The organism is Bacillus sp. AFS053548, assembly GCF_002575105.1.
Classification (GTDB): domain Bacteria; phylum Bacillota; class Bacilli; order Bacillales; family Bacillaceae_G; genus Gottfriedia.
Genome location: NZ_NUHI01000026.1, coordinates 322,408 through 339,412 on the forward strand (window position 1 = coordinate 322,408; position 17,005 = coordinate 339,412).

The following is a 17,005-nucleotide window of genomic DNA, read 5'->3' on the forward strand; positions in this document are numbered from 1 at the left end:
AAATTAAGAATAAACTTTTTCAAAATGCATTTTTGAAGATTTTATAAAGTTTCTTTATGAATCTTATTTCGTATTGAAATATTCATTAAAATACCAACCATAGAAAGCATAACGATTAACGAAGTTCCTCCATAACTAACAAAAGGCAACGGAACACCCGTAAGTGGAATTAACGAAGTAACTCCTCCAATATTTACAAATGATTGAATGACGATGATTGCACTAATCCCTGTAGCTAATAATGAATCAAAAGAATCCTTTGATTGATGAGCTATTAACAATCCACGCCAAACAATTATGAATATACATAAAATAACTACAATTACTCCTATTAAACCTGTTTCTTCACCGATTATAGCTAGAATAAAGTCTGTATGAGGCTCAGGTAAGTAACCTAGTTTTTGAATACTTTTTCCTAATCCAACTCCTGTAAGCCCACCATTTGCAAATGCGATTAGTGAATTTACGATTTGAAACCCGATTCCTTGTGCATAGTCAAAAGGATTTCGGAAAGCTAAAAATCGATTAACTTGTACATCTGTTAATCCGATCCCTAAACTGATACAAATACTAATTAATGGATATAGTAATCCAATCCCACCAACGAATAGGAGAATTAATCTCTTTACAATAAAACCACTACAAAACGAAACTACAGCACAAGTACCGATTATTAATAAAGCTGTGCCTGTATCCGGTTGTAATCTCAATAGGATGATATAAATAGCTACTATGGTCCATGGAGCAAATAGCATTTTCCAGTTCTTCGTAATTCGCTTTTGTCTTTTGGAGTACCAACCTGCTAAAAGAACAATTGATCCTAATTTGATTAACTCGGCTGGTTGAATTCCAAATACCCAGCTTTTTGCATTATTTCTAACTTCACCAAAGAGTAGAACTGCAATAAGTAATCCTAAACTTACAGCCACATTTAATATCATAGCAATTCTTTTTCTAAAGAAAGTTGCAGGTAAAAACATTAAAAATACAAATGCAAACATCCCTACTTCAAAGGCAACTAATTGCTTATGAAAGAAATAGTCACTTGGCCAATGTTCACTTTGATAACGAATAGATGGTAATGGTGAGCTTGCACTATACACCATAATTAATCCAAATAAACATAACACTAATAATGGAACAAAAATCATATAATCAATATTTTTCAAATATTTTTTTAACATTACTTAATCATCCCTGCTTTGATTAATTATACTTTATGTATTCAACTATTTTGCTAAATTCCCTTTTTAAATAAAAATATTGTAACATAGATTAATAGATTTATTACTTATAACAATTAAAAAAATTCACAAAAAAAAGCTCAAACATTTAATGTTTGAACTTTTGTTGCTAATAATTATTTATTCTTTTGATCTGTAAACGCTTCATGTAGAGCAGATAGTTGACGCTCAAGTTCAGAAAGAAGTTCTCTACCTTGTTCTGCTTCAATTAAACCTAAACGAGAAGCAAAATCAATCTCCCTTGATAATCCAAACATTTGAGTATCTAAAACCTCTTCATATAGAGGGCATTGTGGCATCGTTAAATGATCAAGTTGCACATTTATTAATTTTAATATTTTTTCAGCATCTTTTTTTAATAATTCAAATGCTTTATCTTTGTAATCTGTTACAGCATCAGACCTCAATTTTCTCCCTCCGCTTCCGTACAAGCTATCTATTTAATATTATAGTTCTTTTTAGGAAAAATCAACTTAAATCAAAAGTTTTGCAAATAGCATTTTAGAAAATTATATTTTTGCAACAGTTTATTTATTAGAATTTTCTTATGTTAAGGATGTAGATTTTTTATTGCATTCTAATTTCTACAAAAAAAAACGCTTTTTTAATCACTAAAAAAAGCTGAAAACACAATAATACTTAAATGAAAATAAAGCGCTATCTTTGTTCAATTGTTTGTCTTTTTACTTAAAATAGTCGTACACTATAGGTAGACTTAGTACATAGAAGGAGTTTTATTATATGAGTGATGTTTTTCAATTAACTGGTAACGTTGAGTTTCCGTTAACGATTGATCCAAGTGTTTGGATTTTTGATGAAAGAAAGGTTAAGTTAGATAGTTTATTAGCTGGTGATTTGAAAAAGGTTGATGAGCTTGAGCAATATACGAAAAGTGTTTCAAAACATTGGGATCGTGAAATTGTTGAAGGTGCGAAGGTTGATAATAGCCCTTTATACGCTACTCAAAAAAAAGAATGGCTTAAAGAATCATATGCTATGCCATTTTCTTATTTTATAGATAATAGTAATCCGAAAAATCGTGATTCAGAAGTTACGATCGAAACAGAAGGTGAATTAATAAAATTACCTTTTGAAACTGTATATGAAAGTTATTTAGCTTTTTCATACAATGGCAAGAGAATCCTTGAAGATGGGCCAGTACATTTATATTTTGCTGATGCCACAAATAAAGAAACACCAATTACTTCAATCAAGAAAATTATTTTATAGTTAAAAACAAAAACAACATCTTACTGATCGATTTTGGTAAGATGTTGCTTTTGTAAGCATTTAATTATTACAATATATCCGCTGCAAGTTGGGCAATTGATGAACGTTCGCCTTTTATTAGTTTTACATGTCCACTTATTTTTTGATCTTTAAATTTTTCAACTACATAAGTTAATCCATTGTTGTATTCATCTAAATATGGATGATCAATTTGTTCTGGATCCCCCATTAATACAATTTTACTCTTATCACCAACGCGAGTTAAAATTGTTTTTACTTCATGCCTAGTTAGATTTTGTGCCTCATCTATAATAATAAATTGCTCTGGGATACTTCTACCTCTTATATAAGTTAAAGCTTCTACTTCAATTGAGCCCATTCCGGCTAATATCGCATCAAGTTCACCAGGTTTTTTCGTATTGAATAAGTATTCTAGATTATCATAAATCGGTTGCATCCATGGACGAAGTTTTTCATCCTTTTCACCTGGTAAATAACCAAGATCCTTTCCAACTGGAACAATCGGTCTAGCAACTAATAACTTTTTATAGCTTTGCAGGTCCTCACTTTGCATTAAACCTGCTGCTAAAGCTAATAAAGTTTTTCCGGTTCCTGCTTTTCCAATCAATGTGACTAATGGTATATCGTCTCGAAGTAGTAATTCTAAGGCCATGGACTGTTGTGCATTTCTTGGCCTTATGCCCCAAATATGTTCATTTGAGAAAACAAATTTCTTAATTTTTGTACCCGTTTTATCTACAACTCCAAGAGCTGAGCTCTTACCACCGAGAGCATCCTTTAACACGATGAATTGATTAGGATAAAATGGATGGTTCGCTATATCTGAAACAGGAAGTTCAGTTTTCTCGTAAAACTTGTTTAATAAATCTGTATTTATGTAATACTCTAAATAACCGGTATAAATATGATCGACTTCCACTACTCGATCACTTAAATAATCTTCAGCTAATAAATTTAATGCATCCGCTTTTACACGAACTAATGTATCTTTACTAACTAAAATCACTGTTTTTCCGCTTTCTTTTGCTTCTTCTTCAAGTGATAAGTTTTTTGCAACAGCTAAAATGCGATTATCGTTCGTTTTTTCAACAAAGATCTCTTGCAATTGTTGAAATGAGCGATGATTTAATTCAATTCTAAATGAACCACCGTTTTCAAGAGGAATACTTTCATGTAATTTCCCTAGTTCTCGAAAGCTATCAATAAGTTTGGATACATACCTAGCATTACGACCAACTTCATCCATATATCTCTTCTTTGAGTCTACTTCCTCTAATACAACAGCTGGTACAACTACTTCATTATCTTCAAATGAAAAGATTGCTAGTGGGTCTTGCAGTAGTACATTGGTGTCGAGAACATATATTTTACTCAATCCTTAACCTCCTGACTAAAAATAACTCAGATTAGAATAATTAGTTTTATTTCTAAATTGATTGGTCTTACATTTGGTTACTAGTCGAAGAATGGACGAACCGTTAATATATTATATGAAATTCTCTCTACTTTAGAATATTTTTTAATGTTTAAAGCTCAGTTGGATCTAAGACCACTTAAAACTGCTACATCTAATTTTTTTGCAGCCCTCTCATCATAAGTTTTTGCATACTCCGGTTCGACTGTTATTTTAGACCCATAAAACAATATATTTTTTACTTCATTAACTTCTACTTCTATACACGCTAATTTTAATGGAATCCCAGACATTTGCTTCGTTAAAATTTTTGCATTTCCTGAGATACTATAAACAGTTTCATTTGAGAATAAGCTTAATGATACCCCTTCAACCTCTTCAATATTTGATATAATTGCTGATCTTTGATCTACTGCAAATCGAATCGTTTTATCATCTAAAGCAGCAAGCCAAGAAATTGCATTCGTAACTGGTGCATTCTTTTCGGAGTTAAAAGTACTTAAAAAAACAATCTTTTCTTTATTACAATCTTCTAATAAGCTTGGTGATAATGTTTTCTCAATACTGTTTGCCATCACTATTTCATCTCCTTCAAATAAAGAGTATACTAATATAATTCAAAGTTTATTGAAAACTTCCTGCTAAAACCACTGTTTTCTAAAAATATATTCTAAAACCTGTTATAATTATGTTAACTTAAGTTCCATATATAAGGAGAGAAATTTCACATGAGAGTTAAATGCATGATTTGTGATAAAAGCGAATCTATTAGCGATGAATCACCTATTGCAAAAAAATTAAGAAATCGTCCTATCCATACATATACATGCTCTGAATGTTATGATCGAATTAAAATAAAAACAGAACAAAGAATTGCAACAGGAAATTTCCGTTTCTTAAAACCGGTAAAGGACAATGACGAGTGGTAAATTATGAAAAAAGAAGCCAATTGGGCTTCTTTTTTTACGCTGTTGAAAAACTATCTTTTCAATGAATTACCAAATTTTCGAAAAAGGAGTTTAGTTTTGTTGATTTCCACTAAAGGATGCTCGCTTTCCATGGGGCGAGATTCTTTAGCCTTCCCGCTTATCCGATAGGAGTCGAGCATCCCTTCGTTCCAATCAACTTTTAATCCAAAAAAGTTTACGATAAAAAGCTAATTAAAATTCCTTTACTTAGTGTAAGTAACAATTTATTAATCAGTTTGTATGTCAATTAAGATCGAAACACCTTTTATACTAATGACTTGAAATTTATTTATCTAATTTGTTCTTAATATTATTAGCTTCGGAAAAAACAAATACTATAGTTTGAAGGTATATTTAATTTGTTGAACACATTAACATTTAAAGTCTTTAATAAATCATAAAAAATGAATTTTAACATCAATAATGTTCCATTAAATATTGTTTTCCCTATAGATCATTTCCTTCAACATTCTGAAAAAAGAAGCCTTTTGGGCTTCTTTTTTCGGAGAAATACGATCAAGTCCTAGATATTATTTTCATGTATAAATCCACCAAACGTTCAAACAATGAAAAAAACCTAGATTTATTTCTAGGTTTTTAATACTTCTCTGGATTCACTTTTACTTGATCTAAAAAGCAATCAATCATTTCAATTGGAAAGCGCGTAGTACGCTCTTTTTCTGATTGTGTAAATGTGATTAAATAAAAATCTTCCATTTTTTCTATTTTTACGTTAGATACTTGATGATCCTCTTTTAAAATCGAATCAAACATCTCATACGTCTCTTTAGCAGCTTCATCCGAAGGTCTACCTTCATATATAACTTTAATCGTTAACCAATTATATAAAGCGTCCTGAACAGATTTCATCTAAATACCAACTTTCTAAAAAGTGTTAGATTATGTAGTAGCATTATTCTTTTTTGATTGATGTAAACGAATCTTATATACACCTAACACGAAAACACTTGCAAGTAATGCTTCCACGATTGGTATCCTTAAAGCTAGGAAAGTAAGGAAACTACAACCGATCATAAGTAAAACATAAATGATTAAACTTTTAAGGATGCTCAATTTTTTTGCGAAGCCTAAATGATATACCACAATACATAATACAACAATTAAACCATATAATATCCACATTGAAAGATGAATATCATGAGTTATATTTATTAACTGTGTTATGACAAATTCAAATCCCTTTGGAGCTTTTTCCAAATCCATATCCCCCTATTAAATAATAAAACTGAATACTTCTATTCGTTTTTAGACCGTCTTAAAATTCAACTTTTTGTACTTTGGTCTACAAAAATAAAACCGACTATCATCTAGTCGGTTTTATTATATCATAATTATTTTAAAATTTAATTACTCTTGTTCAGCGAATTTTTTCTTTTTCGCTGCACGCTCACGCTCACTTTTATCAAGAAGCTTTTTACGTAAACGAATTGATGTTGGTGTAACTTCACAGTACTCATCATCATTTAAGTATTCTAAAGATTCTTCAAGCGTCATAATACGTGGTTTTTTCATTGTTGTTGTTTGGTCTTTATTTGCTGAACGAATATTAGTAGCATGTTTTACTTTAACAACGTTTACTGATAAATCATTATCACGGTTATGCTCACCAACAATCATACCATCGTAAACATCTGTTCCTGGCTCAAGGAAAATTATACCACGGTCTTCTAGACCCATAATTCCGTATGTTGAAGCTTTACCAGTTTCCATTGATACTAATACACCTTGACGACGTCCACCAACTTGACCTTGAATAGCTGGTTGGTAGCTATCAAATGAATGGTTAATGATTCCATAACCACGAGTTAAAGTTAAGAACTCTGTAGTATAACCAATTAATCCACGAGCTGGTACCATAAATGTTAAACGAACTTGGCCGTTACCATTATTCACCATATCTCTCATTTCACCTTTACGAGCACCCATTGATTCCATGATTGAACCAGTATATTCTTCAGGAACGTCAATTTGCACATGCTCAACTGGCTCACATCTTACACCGTCAATCACACGAATGATAACTTCTGGTTTTGAAACTTGAAGCTCGTATCCTTCACGACGCATGTTTTCAATTAGGATTGATAAGTGAAGCTCTCCACGACCACTAACGATCCATACATCAGGAGAATCTGTATTTTCTACACGTAAACTTACGTCTGTTTGAAGTTCTTGTAATAATCTTTCTTCAATTTTACGAGAAGTTACAAATTTACCTTCACGACCAGCAAAAGGTGAATTATTAACTAAGAATGTCATTTGAAGAGTTGGCTCATCAATACGTAAGATTGGAAGTGCTTCTTGGTGTTCAGCTGGACATACTGTTTCACCAACGTTGATATCTTCCATACCAGATACTGCTACTAAGTCACCAGCTTTTGCTTCTTCGATTTCAATACGTTTTAATCCAATGAATCCAAACATTTTTGTAATACGGAATTGTTTAACTGATCCATCAAGTTTCATTAAAGCAACTGATTGACCAACTTGCATTGTTCCACGGAAAATACGTCCGATACCGATACGTCCAACATAGTCATTGTAGTCTAATAATGTTACTTGGAATTGTAAAGGCTCTTCACTATTATCGATTGGAGATGGAATGTGCTCAATAATTGTATCGAATAGAGCATTCATATTTGGTTCTTGTTTAGAAGGATCAGATTCTAAACTAGAAGTTCCGTTGATAGCTGATGCGAATACAACTGGGAATTCTAATTGATCTTCATCTGCACCTAATTCGATAAATAAATCGATTACTTCGTCAACTACTTCATCAGGACGTGCGAAGTCACGGTCAATTTTATTTACAACTACGATTGGTGTTAAATGTTGTTCTAAAGCTTTTTTCAATACGAAACGAGTTTGTGGCATACAACCTTCATATGCATCTACAACTAAAAGAACACCATCAACCATTTTCATGATACGTTCTACTTCTCCACCAAAATCGGCGTGTCCAGGAGTATCCATGATGTTAATACGTTTACCTTCGTATTGGATCGCAGTATTTTTAGCTAAAATTGTAATTCCACGTTCACGTTCTATATCATTAGAGTCCATTGCACGTTCATTAACGTTTTCGTTTGAACGGAATGTACCTGATTGTTTTAATAACTCATCAACTAACGTTGTTTTACCATGGTCAACGTGCGCAATAATTGCTATATTGCGTAAATCTTCTCTTTTTTTCAAAATATATTCACTCCTAAAATGTCTACACATCTATTTTCATTATTAACTAAAACATTATAGCACATGCACACGGAAATATATCAAGAAAATGTTTAATCAAAAATATAAATTATTAATAAATATTTAGTAAAGTTTTACTTTTTTCAAATTTACATCCGATTCGACAAAGAGTAAAATAAGAATTATGAACAGGAGGATTCACCATGTCTAGCATAAAATTTAGACTTTTCTGCGTTGCAACTTTATCCGTAATCTTCTTAATTCTAGTTGGTATAATGCTAGCAGAACTAAGTACTATTGGCGCTGTTATTTCACTAATTATTTCAATATCATTAGTAGGTTATGGTTTTTCATTACGTGCTAAATTAAAAAGAGAAGGCAAGTTATAGTCTTCTCTTTTTTTTGAACACTGTCTACACAATAAAAAGAAGGCAAGTATAAACCAAACTTACCTTCTTTTTATTATTTTTGTAGAAATTCGATATAATCAGTGAGTAATTCGTTATGAATCGAAGCGTTACTTACTAGCACTGAGCTTTTATTAAGAATTGAAAGGCTTTCATTTTTGAGCGTAGTACATATTCCGCCTAGTTCTTCAACAATAATTTTACCCGCGGCAAAATCCCAAGGTGATAATCTTGGGGTGATATATGCATCAACCCTTCCCATTGCAACATAGACCATTTCCATCGCTGCCGAACCGTATGACCTACTTCCTCTAACTTTTCGAACAAGATTACTTAATTTTTCATGGTTTAAATAACGATTTTTAGTTAACCAAATAGCATTTACAGCTATAATAGCCTCTTCTATTACTACATTTTTCAAAGGTGTTAATTCGAGATCATTTAAATAAGCTCCTTCACCTTTTTTAGCAAAATATAGTTCATTATGTATTACATCCATTATAAAACCCATTTTACCGATTCCATTTTCATAAATACCTAAAGAAATCATAAAATTACGTTTTTGGTGAACAAAATTCATCGTTCCATCGATTGGATCAAGAATCCAAACAACCCCAGTTACTTGATCCAAATCATCGCCTTTACCTTCTTCACCTAGTAAGTAATGATTTGGAAATTTCTTTTTTATTTTTTCGTAAAAGAATTTTTCAATTTCTTCATCTTTATTTGTTACTAAGTCATTTTCGTTTGATTTAGTATTGATTGTTATGGAGTCGTATAAAGAGCTTTTAATATTTTCAGCTGCCTCTTGAAGCAATTTCCTCGCGAATTGTTCAATTTCTTTCCAGTCTACATTCATAATTAAACACTCCAAACTCTACGTGCTAAAACTTATATTTAATGGTCCTGTTTATCAGTTTACCAATTTTAACCTAAAAAAACCTAATGAAATGATTTTTATGTAAGATGAGGAACTATTTTGGAGGGTGGGCATACGATAGACCATTGGGCAATTAGCGGAAGATTTAGCGCACAGAAAAACGAACCTATTTAAAGGTTCGGTAAATAAACTCGCTAAGCTTCTAGACGAATTAATTCTAATCTTAATAATTCTAATTTCTTCTTAGATTCAATCATTGCTTCATTATCATTGACTGTCATAGCATCGAATAGTGTAGCTAGTTCGTAATCTAATTCTAATCTAAGTACAGGAATTCTCTTTTCTGCATCAGTTCTTTTTAACGCATTAATCACTTGTCTCATCATTATCCCTCCATAGAATATAAGTTGGCAAAACAAACTGTAAAAGTTAATTAACAAAATTTTCTGATTTTTATCTTGCTACTAATATATGTTATTTAAGCTTATAATGTAACTGTTTTATGAAGAAACATATTACCCATTTGTTTTGGACAAACATGGTATACTAATTAGATAATGTAATTAGGGGGTTCAAAAATGACTCAAACTTTTTTTAAAGAAAGTGATTTTGAAATATTTACAACTGACTCAACATTAGAAACTAGAATGAGTGCTATACAAAATGAAATTCAACCAAAATTTAAAGAAATTGAAGAAGAAATATTACCTTTTTTAAATGTGCAAACTGATCAAAACTTTTTTGGCCATATTGCTAAGCATGCTCGACGTACTGTGAATGCTCCAAAAGATACTTGGATTGCTTTTGCAACAAATAATCGTGGATACAAGATGCTTCCTCATTTCCAATTTGGACTGTGGGGTACTCACTTGTTTGTTTACTTTGGAATTATTTATGAAAGTCCAAATAAGCAATCGATTGCCATAAATTTTGAAAAGAATAAAAATAAACTTTACAAAATGATTCCAAAAGATTTTGTTGTATCTTACGATCATATGAAGCCTGATGTGATACAAAAAAGTAAAATGAATAAAGATGAATTCAATAAAGGTATTCAAAGATTTCATGATGTAAAAAAAGCAGAATACCTATGTGGAATTACAATTGCAAAAGATGAAGCAATTACACTTACAAAGGAAGAACTAATCCATCGTATTATAGAAACATATAATACTTTAACTCCTTTATACAAGATAAGTATAAACTGAATTAATATAAGTGTTGTTTAATTATACATATGTCAAAAACAAAAGTCTATGCCCATTCTTTACACATTTTTCGACAGGACGAAATATGAAATTGATTTACTTAAACAATACCTATATAAGAAAAGCCCATTGAAGGTAGCTAATGATCCTTTAATGGGCTTCTATTTTTTACTTAATAATTTTTCTTATTATTTAATTTTTAACGATTAACTTATTTAATACTACATTTTAATTTTATCACCAGGAGCACCATTTTTAGCTTTTTGCATGACTCTGTATGCAGAATAGCCAGATATCTCCTCTAACTCATTACATAATTTTTTTTCCTCTGCAATACTAGGTACAATTGATTTAAACTTTTTGTATGTAGCCATTAACACTTCACGATCTATTCCCTTTTCATATGCTTTTTCTACTGATGTGTAGAACTGTATTATCTCGATTGTCTCATCTGTTGTCCAATCATATGAAATTGGGTATTGGTAATCCATTTACTTCACTCCTACTATTTTCTAATTAATTCCATTTTAACACATTTTTTAAATTCCATTCTTATTTTAAAAATTGATATAATTTCATTCAGATGAATAAAATTTCATAAATTTATAATATTTTTCTATACAGAAAATTCATAGAATGATATAATCTTTTTGTTTTTCAAATGAAGGTAAGACAGTTTATAACTTAATGAGAGTAAACAGTTAAATTGTTTACAAACATATCACTTCCGAAAAACACTATTATTCATTAAATGGGGTGTATGTTAAATGAAACAAATTGAAACGCCGTTATTTTCTTCTTTATTAGAACATGCAAAGAAGAACCCTATTCAATTCCATATTCCAGGACATAAAAAAGGAAATGGAATGGATCCAACATTTAGAGAGTTTATTGGTGATAATGCATTATCGATTGATTTAATCAACATTGCTCCTTTAGATGATCTACATCATCCAAAAGGTAAAATAAAACAAGCACAAGATCTTGCAGCAAAAGCTTTTGATGCAGACCACACATTCTTTTCAGTTCAAGGCACAAGTGGAGCGATCATGACAATGGTAATGAGCGTTTGTGGACCTGGCGATAAAATTATCGTTCCAAGAAATGTTCACAAATCTGTTTTATCTGCAATCATTTTCTCAGGCGCTACACCAATTTTTGTTCATCCGGAAATTGATAGTGAATTGGGTATTTCACACGGTATTACAACAAATGCAGTGAAAGAGGCCATTTTAAATAATCCTGATGCAAAAGCAGTATTAGTCATTAATCCTACATACTTTGGATTTGTAGCAGATTTAAAAAACATTGTTGAATTAGCACATTCACATGGCTTAGCCGTATTAGTTGACGAAGCGCATGGTGTACATATTCATTTCCATAACGAATTACCGATCTCTGCGATGCAAGCAGGGGCTGACATGGCCGCTACGAGCGTACATAAGCTTGGTGGCTCTATGACTCAAAGTTCCATTTTAAATGTAAGAGAAGGCATTGTGAATGTCCACAGAGTACAATCTGTACTAAGTATGCTAACAACTACTTCAACATCTTATTTATTGCTTGCTTCACTAGATGTTGCAAGAAAGAGATTAGCAACTGTTGGTGAAGAATTACTTACGAATACTATTAGACTAGCCAATAACGCACGAAATAAAATTAATTCAATCAATGGTTTATATTGCCCTGGTTATGATTTAGTTGGTAAAGAGGCTACATTCAACTTTGATCCTACCAAAATATTAATCAGCGTAAAAAAACTGGGTATAACGGGCCATGATGTTGAAGTTTGGTTAAGAGAGCGATTTAATATTGAAGTTGAAATGTCTGATTTATATAATGTTCTTTGCATTTTAACACCAGGCGATAGTGAAGAAGACATTCAGCAGTTAATTCATGCACTTGAAGTATTAGTAACTGAATTTGACATCTCGGAGCACAATACAAATTTAAACGTTGAGATCCCAACGATTCCAAATTTAGCAGTCTCTCCTAGGGATGCATTTTACTCCGAAACAGAATCTGTTCCACTTGAGGATTCTGTCGGTAGAATTATTGCTGAATTTGTAATGGTTTATCCACCTGGAATTCCAATCTTTTTACCTGGTGAAGAAATTACACTTGAAAATCTAGTTTATATTAAAAAGAATATTGAAGCAGGACTACCTGTTCAAGGACCAGAAGATGAAGAATTATTAACATTAAAAGTATTAAAATAACGAAAGCTTTCATGAAGAAACTAGGAAAAGAATCCTAGTTTTTTTGTATTCAAAATCACATCTAAATTATATAGGCATATGATAGGTAAGGTAATTATATTGATTTCGCACGAAAAAATTGTTTTTATGTAAGGATGTGGACTCTTTGATAGTCGTGAATAATAAAATTGTTCATGCTTCATTAAAAAATAGCGAAGATTCGAATAATAAACTTTATCAAGAAATATTGTCTAGTTTAAAAAACAGTAAAAAGTCTCATATTTATAAATCAGACCGTGAATTATCTTTTGATTTGACAATTAGAACTTATGTACTTCAGGCTTCTAAAGATTTATTAACAAGTGGCATACAATTTAGGGTTTTTAGAAGAGCATATTGTAATCCTATGTTTTGGATTCGCACACCAATGGGTGGATTTAGACTTAGGCCAGGCATAAGAACTTCTATGGGTATTTATGATATTTTTCGCAACGGACAATTCTACGCAACAGAATGTGCAACTGCAATCATAATGGTATTTTATAAAGCCCTGCTAGATCTTTTCGGCTATGAAATTTTTGATCAACTATTCGATAATGGCATATACTTATACACTTGGAATTACGACCCAAAATTAGCTATTTTAACGTCTGAAGTTGATCGTCCAGCTCCTGGTGACGTTGTTTATATAAAAAATCCTGAAGTTGACCCAATGACTCCAGAATGGCAAGGAGAAAACACTGTTTCCATGGGAAGTAATTATTATTATGGTCATGGTATCGGAATACGTTCATTACCAGAGATTATTTACCATTTAAATATGCATAGATATCCTTTTGCGATGGTTTCTGCCTTTTTAACAAATTTAAATACTAGAATTGATTCGAACGAAATGGCTCAATATTTAAAAGATAATTCAAAATTAATACCAGTTATAACGAGTGAAGCTTCATCCGACGTTATAACTGCAAGAATTGGAGATCAAACTCAAATTGCATAAAAAGAAAAGTGGGTGATTCTTAATGGGGTCTCCCTTTTTTTGTGCGTGAATTAAAAATATTTTTTCCCTTAAAGAAAACATAAAAAACCACAAGGAAAAACGATCCCCTTGTGGAAATTTTCATTTATAGATGTCTATAGTTACTCTATTAGACCTTATGTTTTAATTAATTATAATTAGCAAACTTCATTATCAGTTGGTTCACAATCTTCACAGTTTTTAACGTAAAGAGTTGTTACTTTTTCATCCTCAAAATGACCTACTGTTTTTTCACAACATTTACATACGAACGTTCCCATCTTTGTAACCCCTTTCATAATGTTGTATGAATTAACTAACTTCATTATAATGTGTTATACTTATTTACGCAAGTGGTAAATAAGTATAACTTAAATTTTCTAATACTAGATTATTCAAGGGGTTTTATAAGGTGAATGCGATTCAATTAGTATAACACATTTTTTATTCATAGCTCTCTTCTATACTTGGTGACGGTAGCCAGTCAGCTAAATATTCTGCGAGTTCCATTGCCTCTTCCTCACTTTTTAGTTTACATAAAAATTTCAACTGACTTGGAAATGAAACATCCTGTCGATCTAATACAATGCATTGTCTAGATTGCATGCAGATGACGAGTGGCTTTCCAAAGAACATGTTCGTATATACAATACCAATATCATATCTTGTATCGTTCGTAACGAAGCCAACAAATCGGACTCTTACATTTTCGTGATCATCATATAATTTCTCAAACATTGTTTCCACTCCTCCGTTTTAGTATTGTAAGTTAATACATATGAAGAAAAAACTAAATTCATACCGAATACTTGTCTAAAAATTTGAAATAATGTTATGATAAAAAAGATTAAAAGTGATGTTTTTCATAAAAACATCTTAGGGGGAAAATTTAAAAATGGTTCAACAAGCTACCATTCAATTAGTGGATAAATCAAAATACCAAGAAGCAAATTTAGATTTAATAAATAATTTAATAAATGAATACATACAATCTTCAACTAAGATCGGTCAACAAGTTGACTGGAATTATGAAAGGGTTTCCTTTCCTTACTCTATTTCAAATAAAAAATTAGATGACCAAGATGCACTTTATTTACAGAGCGATGATTCTCGTTATAAACATTTTGTTGTTTCAATTCAAGATGATAAAAATATCGTGATTACTCTGTTACCAAACTCAACTTATGGTGATAAAGGAAAAGCAAATGAGCTATGTAGATATTTAGCTCAAAAAATTGAAGCAAAGCTTGAATTATTTAACAATCGAATCATGTATTTTTACAAACGATAATTTTAAAATAAATTTACGATCGCCTGACAAAAGAAAAATATCGAAGCATAAAAGCAAGTAATAATAATACTTGCTTTTCTTGTGTTTCCAACGTATTTTGCAATTAAATAAAGCTGGTAAAAGAATACTAAAAACAATATGACTTTAGAATATAATTGATCCCTTTTCGACAAGTATAAAACAAATGAAAATCCTACCCAAAATAGTTGATGAATCGTTAATACTATTAATTGTTTTCGCATCAATACTCCCACCAATCAATCATCAAATACTAGAAAGTTTGTTTTTTAAACGTTATGCGAGACATGCCTTAATCATGCAAAAAAACCTCCTAACAAATAGGAGGTTAAGACAGTCGTTTTTTTCGTTATTTTGCCATCGTATTGCGCTTAATGTGTCTAAGTTCAACAAACTACTTTAAGCTTTAAATTAAGCGTTTTAAATGAATATGAACAGTAAAAAACCTCCTATAAATTATAGGAGGTTTTTTAGAGATTATTTTAAAATGTGGATTGGATGACCCATCGCTAATTCTGCAGCTTCCATTGAGATTTCACCTAATGTTGGGTGAGCGTGAATTGTTTGAGCAATATCCTCAACGCTCATGCAAGCTTCAATTGCAAGACCAAGCTCAGAAATGATATCTGATGCATTTACACCTGCAACTTGAGCACCAACTAGTACTCCATCTTCTTTACGAGAAACTAATTGTACGAATCCATCAGTTGAATTTAGAGATAATGCGCGACCATTTCCACCGAATGGGAATTTTGCTACACTAACAGCTAATCCTTCTTCATCTGCTTGTTTTTTAGTATAACCAACAGTTGCTAATTCTGGATCAGTGAATACTACTGCAGGGATTGCTAAGTATTCGATTTGACTTGACATACCACTGATTGCCTCAGCAGCAACTTTACCTTCATAAGATGCTTTGTGTGCTAATGGAGGACCAGCAATTACATCACCAATTGCGTAAATATTATTTATTGTTGTACGAGCTTGTTTATCAGTAGTAATAACACCACGTTCGTTAATTTCAACACCAACATTTTCTAAGCCCATGTCACGAGAGTTCGGGAAACGTCCAACTGTTACTAATACGTAATCAGCTTCGATTTCTTTCATTTCGCCATTTGTTTCGAATTTAACTTTAACGCCATCTGCAGTTTCTTCAACGCCTTTACCGAAAGCTTTTGTTTCGATATCAACATTACCTTTTTTCTTTAATCCACGTTTAACAATTGAACTCATAGATTTTTCAAAACCATTTAAGATCTCGTCACCAGCTTCAAGAATTGTTACGTGTGTACCAAAGTTAGCATAAGCAGTACCTAATTCCATACCAATATAGCCGCCACCAATAACAACTAATTTTTTTGGAATTTCAGGTAAGTTTAATGCACCTGTTGAATCGATTACACGGTTGCTCCATTTGAAACCAGGGATTTCGATTGGAGTTGAACCTGTTGCGATGATTGCATTGTTAAAAGTATAAGTTTGAGCTGATTCTTCAGTAATTACACGAAGAGTGTTAGCATCATTAAAGTATGCTTCACCTTTAATAACTTCAACTTTGTTTCCTTTTAATAAACCAGCTACACCGCCAGTTAATTTATTAACTACACTGCTTTTCCAAGCTTGAACTTTTGTAAAATCAACTTTTACATTTTCTGCTGTAATACCGATGTCTTCAGAATGCTTAGCTGTTTCATAACGGTGACCAGCAGTAATTAATGCCTTAGAAGGAATACAACCTACGTTTAAACATACCCCACCAAGATTACCTTTTTCAATAACAGCAACTTTTTGTCCAAGTTGTGCTGCACGAATTGCTGCAACATAGCCACCAGGACCGGCACCGATAACGACCGTATCTAGTTCAATTGCAAAATCTCCTACTACCATTTATC

The 17,005-nt window shown here is 31.7% G+C and carries 21 protein-coding genes; 7 read left to right on the forward strand and 14 right to left on the reverse strand.

Translation table 11 applies throughout. The features are described 5' to 3' along the window. Window positions 1-41: 41 nt before the first annotated feature. Window positions 42-1,184: an FtsW/RodA/SpoVE family cell cycle protein gene (locus tag CN946_RS14975; protein WP_098861892.1), complete on the reverse strand. Its 1,143-nt coding sequence runs from the start codon at window positions 1,182-1,184 to the stop codon at window positions 42-44. 176 nt (window positions 1,185-1,360) lie between these two features. After that, on the reverse strand, window positions 1,361-1,651 hold the full coding sequence (locus CN946_RS14980; RefSeq protein ID WP_069035558.1) for an Fpa/YlaN family protein: 291 nt from the start codon (window positions 1,649-1,651) through the stop codon (window positions 1,361-1,363). Window positions 1,652-1,985: 334 nt separating this feature from the next. Between CN946_RS14980 and CN946_RS14985 the strand changes: the two genes are divergently transcribed. Continuing rightward, window positions 1,986-2,474, forward strand: coding sequence for a hypothetical protein (locus tag CN946_RS14985; RefSeq protein ID WP_098861893.1), 489 nt, complete (start codon window positions 1,986-1,988; stop codon window positions 2,472-2,474). 67 nt (window positions 2,475-2,541) lie between these two features. Here the strand turns inward: CN946_RS14985 and CN946_RS14990 are convergent, their stop codons facing one another. After that, window positions 2,542-3,870 carry a PhoH family protein gene (locus tag CN946_RS14990; RefSeq protein WP_056468520.1) on the reverse strand — a complete coding sequence of 443 codons (1,329 nt, stop codon included), beginning with the start codon at window positions 3,868-3,870 and terminating at the stop codon, window positions 2,542-2,544. A 158-nt stretch (window positions 3,871-4,028) separates the two neighbouring features. Then, window positions 4,029-4,484 (reverse strand): pyridoxamine 5'-phosphate oxidase family protein, encoded by a 456-nt coding sequence (locus tag CN946_RS14995; RefSeq protein ID WP_098861894.1) that lies wholly within the window; start codon window positions 4,482-4,484, stop codon window positions 4,029-4,031. 153 nt (window positions 4,485-4,637) lie between these two features. On the opposite strand from CN946_RS14995, the gene CN946_RS15000 reads away from it, so the two are divergent. Next, the gene (locus tag CN946_RS15000; protein ID WP_056468526.1) at window positions 4,638-4,838 is read left to right on the forward strand and encodes a YlaI family protein; all 201 of its coding nucleotides are present in this window, start codon (window positions 4,638-4,640) and stop codon (window positions 4,836-4,838) included. Window positions 4,839-5,474: 636 nt separating this feature from the next. Here the strand turns inward: CN946_RS15000 and CN946_RS15005 are convergent. From CN946_RS15005 to typA, 3 genes are all read right to left on the reverse strand, one after another. After that, complete coding sequence (locus CN946_RS15005) at window positions 5,475-5,747, reverse strand: hypothetical protein (protein WP_098427090.1); 273 nt, start codon at window positions 5,745-5,747, stop codon at window positions 5,475-5,477. Between the two features lie 30 nt (window positions 5,748-5,777). Beyond that, entirely contained in the window at window positions 5,778-6,095 is a 318-nt protein-coding gene (locus tag CN946_RS15010) for a YlaH-like family protein (RefSeq protein ID WP_235821791.1), read from the reverse strand. A 150-nt stretch (window positions 6,096-6,245) separates the two neighbouring features. Then, window positions 6,246-8,090, reverse strand: coding sequence for a translational GTPase TypA (typA, locus tag CN946_RS15015; RefSeq protein WP_176547331.1), 1,845 nt, complete (start codon window positions 8,088-8,090; stop codon window positions 6,246-6,248). A gap of 203 nt (window positions 8,091-8,293) precedes the next feature. On the opposite strand from typA, the gene CN946_RS15020 reads away from it, so the two are divergent. Further along, the gene (locus CN946_RS15020; protein WP_069035553.1) at window positions 8,294-8,479 is read left to right on the forward strand and encodes a DUF5325 family protein; all 186 of its coding nucleotides are present in this window, start codon (window positions 8,294-8,296) and stop codon (window positions 8,477-8,479) included. A 73-nt stretch (window positions 8,480-8,552) separates the two neighbouring features. Here CN946_RS15020 and CN946_RS15025 read toward each other — a convergent pair whose 3' ends face one another. Both CN946_RS15025 and CN946_RS15030 read right to left on the reverse strand, forming a co-directional pair. Then, window positions 8,553-9,356, reverse strand: a complete 804-nt coding sequence (locus CN946_RS15025) for an inositol monophosphatase family protein (RefSeq protein ID WP_098861895.1) — start codon at window positions 9,354-9,356, stop codon at window positions 8,553-8,555. A gap of 215 nt (window positions 9,357-9,571) precedes the next feature. Then, on the reverse strand, window positions 9,572-9,760 hold the full coding sequence (locus CN946_RS15030; protein ID WP_056468536.1) for a hypothetical protein: 189 nt from the start codon (window positions 9,758-9,760) through the stop codon (window positions 9,572-9,574). Window positions 9,761-9,955: 195 nt separating this feature from the next. Here CN946_RS15030 and CN946_RS15035 point away from each other — a divergent pair, with 195 nt between their 5' ends. After that, window positions 9,956-10,585, forward strand: coding sequence for a YktB family protein (locus tag CN946_RS15035; protein WP_098861896.1), 630 nt, complete (start codon window positions 9,956-9,958; stop codon window positions 10,583-10,585). A gap of 221 nt (window positions 10,586-10,806) precedes the next feature. Here CN946_RS15035 and CN946_RS15040 read toward each other — a convergent pair whose 3' ends face one another. Further along, complete coding sequence (locus CN946_RS15040) at window positions 10,807-11,076, reverse strand: UPF0223 family protein (RefSeq protein ID WP_098861897.1); 270 nt, start codon at window positions 11,074-11,076, stop codon at window positions 10,807-10,809. A 276-nt stretch (window positions 11,077-11,352) separates the two neighbouring features. Here CN946_RS15040 and CN946_RS15045 point away from each other — a divergent pair, with 276 nt between their 5' ends. Both CN946_RS15045 and CN946_RS15050 read left to right on the forward strand, forming a co-directional pair. Beyond that, a complete protein-coding gene (locus tag CN946_RS15045; RefSeq protein WP_098861898.1) occupies window positions 11,353-12,804 on the forward strand; it encodes an aminotransferase class I/II-fold pyridoxal phosphate-dependent enzyme in 1,452 nt (483 codons plus the stop codon). 154 nt (window positions 12,805-12,958) lie between these two features. Then, window positions 12,959-13,783, forward strand: a complete 825-nt coding sequence (locus CN946_RS15050; protein ID WP_286133950.1) for a protein-glutamine gamma-glutamyltransferase — start codon at window positions 12,959-12,961, stop codon at window positions 13,781-13,783. 176 nt (window positions 13,784-13,959) lie between these two features. Here CN946_RS15050 and CN946_RS15055 read toward each other — a convergent pair whose 3' ends face one another. Continuing rightward, window positions 13,960-14,082: a GapA-binding peptide SR1P gene (locus CN946_RS15055; RefSeq protein WP_098234026.1), complete on the reverse strand. Its 123-nt coding sequence runs from the start codon at window positions 14,080-14,082 to the stop codon at window positions 13,960-13,962. A 163-nt stretch (window positions 14,083-14,245) separates the two neighbouring features. Then, on the reverse strand, window positions 14,246-14,539 hold the full coding sequence (locus CN946_RS15060; RefSeq protein WP_098861900.1) for a DUF3055 domain-containing protein: 294 nt from the start codon (window positions 14,537-14,539) through the stop codon (window positions 14,246-14,248). Between the two features lie 157 nt (window positions 14,540-14,696). On the opposite strand from CN946_RS15060, the gene CN946_RS15065 reads away from it, so the two are divergent. Further along, entirely contained in the window at window positions 14,697-15,092 is a 396-nt protein-coding gene (locus CN946_RS15065; RefSeq protein ID WP_098427097.1) for a DUF1885 family protein, read from the forward strand. Window positions 15,093-15,094: 2 nt separating this feature from the next. On the opposite strand, the gene CN946_RS15070 is transcribed toward CN946_RS15065, so the two are convergent. Both CN946_RS15070 and lpdA read right to left on the reverse strand, forming a co-directional pair. Beyond that, window positions 15,095-15,334, reverse strand: coding sequence for a hypothetical protein (locus CN946_RS15070; RefSeq protein ID WP_141546921.1), 240 nt, complete (start codon window positions 15,332-15,334; stop codon window positions 15,095-15,097). Window positions 15,335-15,587: 253 nt separating this feature from the next. After that, a complete protein-coding gene (gene lpdA, locus CN946_RS15075) occupies window positions 15,588-17,000 on the reverse strand; it encodes a dihydrolipoyl dehydrogenase (protein WP_098861901.1) in 1,413 nt (470 codons plus the stop codon). Between the last annotated feature and the right edge of the window lie 5 nt (window positions 17,001-17,005).